Source organism: Bilophila wadsworthia ATCC 49260 (assembly GCF_000701705.1).
In the GTDB taxonomy this organism is placed as follows: Bacteria; Desulfobacterota; Desulfovibrionia; order Desulfovibrionales; family Desulfovibrionaceae; genus Bilophila; species Bilophila wadsworthia.
Window position 1 is genome coordinate 1 of the sequence record NZ_JNJP01000159.1, and the last position, 3974, is coordinate 3974.

Consider the following 3974-nt stretch of genomic DNA (forward strand, 5'->3'; position numbering starts at 1 on the left):
GGGAGGGGAGAGGAAACCTTTCTAGAGAAAGGTTTCCTCTCCCCTCCCCCGATTATTCCCCAGAACTATGCGAAATCAGGATCCAGAGCGGCGCGGCCGTTGGCGAGCATGATCTTGACGTAATGCACGGTGCGTTCGTCCACCGGCATGACGGGGAAAGGCTCCCCACAGGACTCGCAACGGGTCATGGAAGGCTGCGTCGGCGCAATCAGAGGATTGCGGCGCCCGCAGCCGGGGCAACGATAAAAAAAGACAAGCTCCATGCTCTCCGGCGGCACGGGCTGCACGGGACGACTGGAAAGACTCATCCCCGCACTCCTTCGACAAGGCTTTCGCCGCTCATGACGCCCGGCTTGGCAAGGCCCCACAAATCCAGCAGCGTGGGCGCAATATCCCCAAGCTTGCCGCCGGAACGCAACGGAACGGCCCGCTCCCCGTCCGCGCCCCGCTCCACCACAACCAGCGGAACCTGATTGCAGGTGTGGGCCGTCTGGGGATGCCCGGTTTCGTCCAGCATCACCTCGACATTTCCGTGGTCCGCCGTCATCAGCACGCGGCCGCCGGAACTGAGCACAACTTCCACCAGCCGGGCCACGCAGCCGTCCACATACTCAAGCGCCTTCACCGCCGCCTCAATGACGCCGGTATGCCCCACCATGTCGGGGTTCGCCAGATTGCAGACCGCCAGCGTATACGGCACGCCGTCCTTTTCCGGCCCTGCGGCCCACGCTTCGAGGAAACGATCCGTCACCTCAAGCACGCTCATCTGCGGCTTGAGATCATAGGTCGCCACATCCTTCGGCGAATTGACAAGGATGCGATCCTCAAGGGGGAAGGGCTCCTCACGCCCGCCGCTGAAAAAGTAGGTCACATGGGCGTACTTTTCGGTTTCGGCGATGCGGAGCTGATGCGCGCCCGCGTCAGCCACGACTTCACCCAGCGTCTGCACCAGGTTTTCCTTGGGAAACGCCACCGGCACATGCAGTGAGCTGTCGTAGGAAGTCATGGTCACAAGGCCAGCCAGCGCCGGGACACCGCCGCGATCGAACCCGTCAAAATCAGGGAAATGGAAGGCGCTCACCAGCTCGCGCCCACGGTCGGCGCGGAAATTGATGAAGAAGATGCCGTCTCCGTTCCTGACGCACACGTCGGCGGGGTCGCCGAACACCTGCGGCTTGAGGAATTCGTCGGTCTCCCCGGCAGCATACAGGGCTTCAACGGCCGCCACAGGATCGGAGGCGCGCTGGCCTTCGCCGTGGACCATCATGTCCCACGCCACCTTTACCCGCTCCCAGCGCTTGTCGCGGTCCATAGCGTAAAAACGCCCCACGAGAGCAGCCTGTTCCACCGACACGCCGGAATGCGCCGCCCGTGTCCGCGCCATCATGTCCCCAAGCTGCGCGAGGAAACCCGCGCCGCTGGTGGGGCTGGTGTCGCGCCCGTCCATGAACGCATGGACGCGCACGTCCACGCCGTGGGCAGCGGCGATATCCATAAGCGCGCCGAGGTGGTTGATGTGGCTGTGCACGCCGCCATCGGACAGCAATCCCGCGAAGTGCAGCCGCCCGCCCGTCCGCTTCACGTTCGCCAGCAGCTCGAGCAACGCGGCGTTGGAGGCAAGTTCGCCCGTCTCCATCGCCACGTCGATGCGGGTCATATCCTGATACACGATGCGTCCGGCCCCGATATTGAGGTGCCCCACTTCCGAATTGCCCATATATCCGGCGGGCAGCCCCACCGCGCGCCCGGAGGCGTCGATGCGCGTCGCGCCCGGCAGGGAGATGAGCCGATCGATGTTGGGCGTCCGCGCAAGGCTGGCGGCATTGCCCGGACCGGCGGGAGCCAGTCCGTAGCCATCAAGAATGAGGAGCAGCGTCGGGGTAAGGGACATGATGCACTTCCTTGGAGCCGGGGGCTTAGTCTTCGTCCCCGGCGGGTTCTGCGTGACGGGGGGACACCGCGGGCATTTCGCCATACAATGCGGGAGATTCCTTCCAAAGGGATTCGATGCGGAAAAGCTCGCGCACGTCCTGCTGGAAAATATGCACGACGATGTCGTTGAGGTCAGCCAGAATCCACTGCCCGGTCTGATAGCCTTCCATGCGCAGGAATTCGTAGTTGTTCTTGGTGCACTGCTCCATCAGGCCGTCGGCGAGGCTCTTGGCATGGCGGAGCGAAGACGCCGTGACCACGATGACCACATCCATGCACGGGCTCTTGCCCGCCACATCGAGGGCCACGACATCGCGAGCCTTGCTTTCTTCAAGCCACTTCACAAGAGCGGCCGTCTTTTCGGAAGCCGACGCCGTGGAAAATTTGCGGGCCGCCTGTGCCTTGGAGGCAGGGGTGTTAGCGGGGGTTGCCTGAGACGCCGTAGAAGTAGAGTTATGTTGTTCCATCGCCGAGACATACTCCATTTTCGGGTTGATCGCAACGAAAGCCCTGCCCCCTTCGGGGCCCGGAAACCACTGATGGACAGGGTAAAATCCCCTTTTTCGGCTCTTGACCGCTCCGGGCAAATGGGGCAATCCTCGTGTGTCTCGACTTTACGCATTCCGTTTGGAGGACTGTATGATTTTCAACATAGATAAAGAGACGATGCCACGGGAAAAGATTCGGGAAATCCAGCTGAGTCGCCTTCAGGACCTGTGCCGTCGCGTTTACGCCAACGTTCCCTTCTATCGCCGCAGCTTCGACGAAAAGGGCATCAAGCCCTCCGACGTGCAGTCGCTGGACGATCTGAAATTCCTTCCCTTCACCCTGAAGCAGGACATGCGGAACAACTACCCTTACGGGCTGTTCGCCGTCCCGATGGAAATGATCCAGCGCATCCATGCCTCCAGCGGAACCACCGGCAAGGCCACCGTGGTCGGATACACCAAGCGCGATATTGAAACGTGGGCCGAATGCGCCGCCCGCTCTCTGGCCGCGGCCGGAGCCACCGCCAATGACATCGTGCAGGTTTCCTACGGTTACGGCCTGTTCACCGGCGGTCTCGGCGCACACTACGGCGCGGAACGCCTCGGCGCGACCGTCATCCCCATGTCCGGCGGCTCGACCAAGCGTCAGGTCCAGCTCATGCGCGACTTCGGCGCGACCGTGCTCTGCTGTACGCCGTCCTACGCCCTGCATCTCCATGACGCGGGCCTCGAAATCGGGATAAACATCAAGGATCTGCCCCTCCGCCTCGGCGTTTTCGGCGCCGAACCGTGGACCGAGGAAATGCGCCGCGAAATCGAGGACAAGCTCGGCATCACCGCGACGAACATTTACGGCCTGTCCGAAATCATGGGCCCCGGCGTTTCCCAGTCCTGCGCCAAAGAGCAACATGGTATGCACATCTGGGAAGACCATTTCCTTCCCGAGATCATCGACCCCGTCTCCGGCGAAATCCTGCCCGAAGGCAGCACCGGCGAGCTGGTCATCACCACGCTGACCAAGCAGGGCATCCCGCTGGTCCGTTACCGTACCCGCGACATCACCTCGCTGAACTACACGCCCTGCTCCTGTGGCCGTACCCATGTGCGCATGAACCGCATCACGGGCCGCAGCGACGACATGCTGATCATCCGCGGCGTGAACGTCTTCCCCTCGCAGATCGAAAGCCTGCTCCTCGAAGTGCAGGGCGTTTCCCCGCACTATCAGCTCATCCTCACCCGCGAGAACAACCTCGACTACGTCGAAGTGCAGGTCGAGCTCGACGGCGCGATGTTCTCCGACGCAATCAAGGATCTCCAGCAGCGCGAACAGCGCATCCAGAAAGGCATCAAGGAATTCCTCGGCGTCACCACCAAGGTTCGCCTTGTGGAGCCGCACTCCATCCCGCGCTCCGAAGGCAAGGCCGTCCGCGTCATCGACAGGCGCGTGATGCAATGATGTCATAATTGGGATTGAGTAAAGATTGGGGAGGGGGAGGGGAAACTTTCTAGAGAAAGTTTCCCCTCCCCCTCCCCAAACCCCTCCCTCTCCTCTTC

Annotated in this window: 4 protein-coding genes; 1 reads left to right on the forward strand and 3 read right to left on the reverse strand. The window is 62.1% G+C overall.

Annotation, left to right across the window (positions count from 1 at the left end; all coding sequences use genetic code 11):
* Nucleotides 1-65 precede the first annotated feature (65 nt).
* Genes T370_RS0121430 through rsfS form a run of 3 tightly spaced genes read right to left on the reverse strand, consistent with a single transcriptional unit; the run spans nucleotide 66 to nucleotide 2399 of the window.
* Entirely contained in the window at nucleotides 66-308 is a 243-nt protein-coding gene (locus T370_RS0121430; RefSeq protein ID WP_005028848.1) for a hypothetical protein, read from the reverse strand.
* On the reverse strand, nucleotides 305-1891 hold the full coding sequence (gene gpmI / locus T370_RS0121435; RefSeq protein WP_029436956.1) for a 2,3-bisphosphoglycerate-independent phosphoglycerate mutase: 1587 nt from the start codon (nucleotides 1889-1891) through the stop codon (nucleotides 305-307). The genes T370_RS0121430 and gpmI overlap by 4 nt, the downstream gene beginning before the upstream one ends.
* Nucleotides 1892-1916: 25 nt before the next feature.
* On the reverse strand, nucleotides 1917-2399 hold the full coding sequence (gene rsfS / locus T370_RS25815) for a ribosome silencing factor (RefSeq protein ID WP_248604301.1): 483 nt from the start codon (nucleotides 2397-2399) through the stop codon (nucleotides 1917-1919).
* 172 nt (nucleotides 2400-2571) lie between these two features.
* Between rsfS and T370_RS0121445 the strand changes: the two genes are divergently transcribed.
* Nucleotides 2572-3876, forward strand: a complete 1305-nt coding sequence (locus T370_RS0121445; protein ID WP_005028841.1) for a phenylacetate--CoA ligase family protein — start codon at nucleotides 2572-2574, stop codon at nucleotides 3874-3876.
* The last annotated feature ends 98 nt before the right edge of the window (nucleotides 3877-3974 follow it).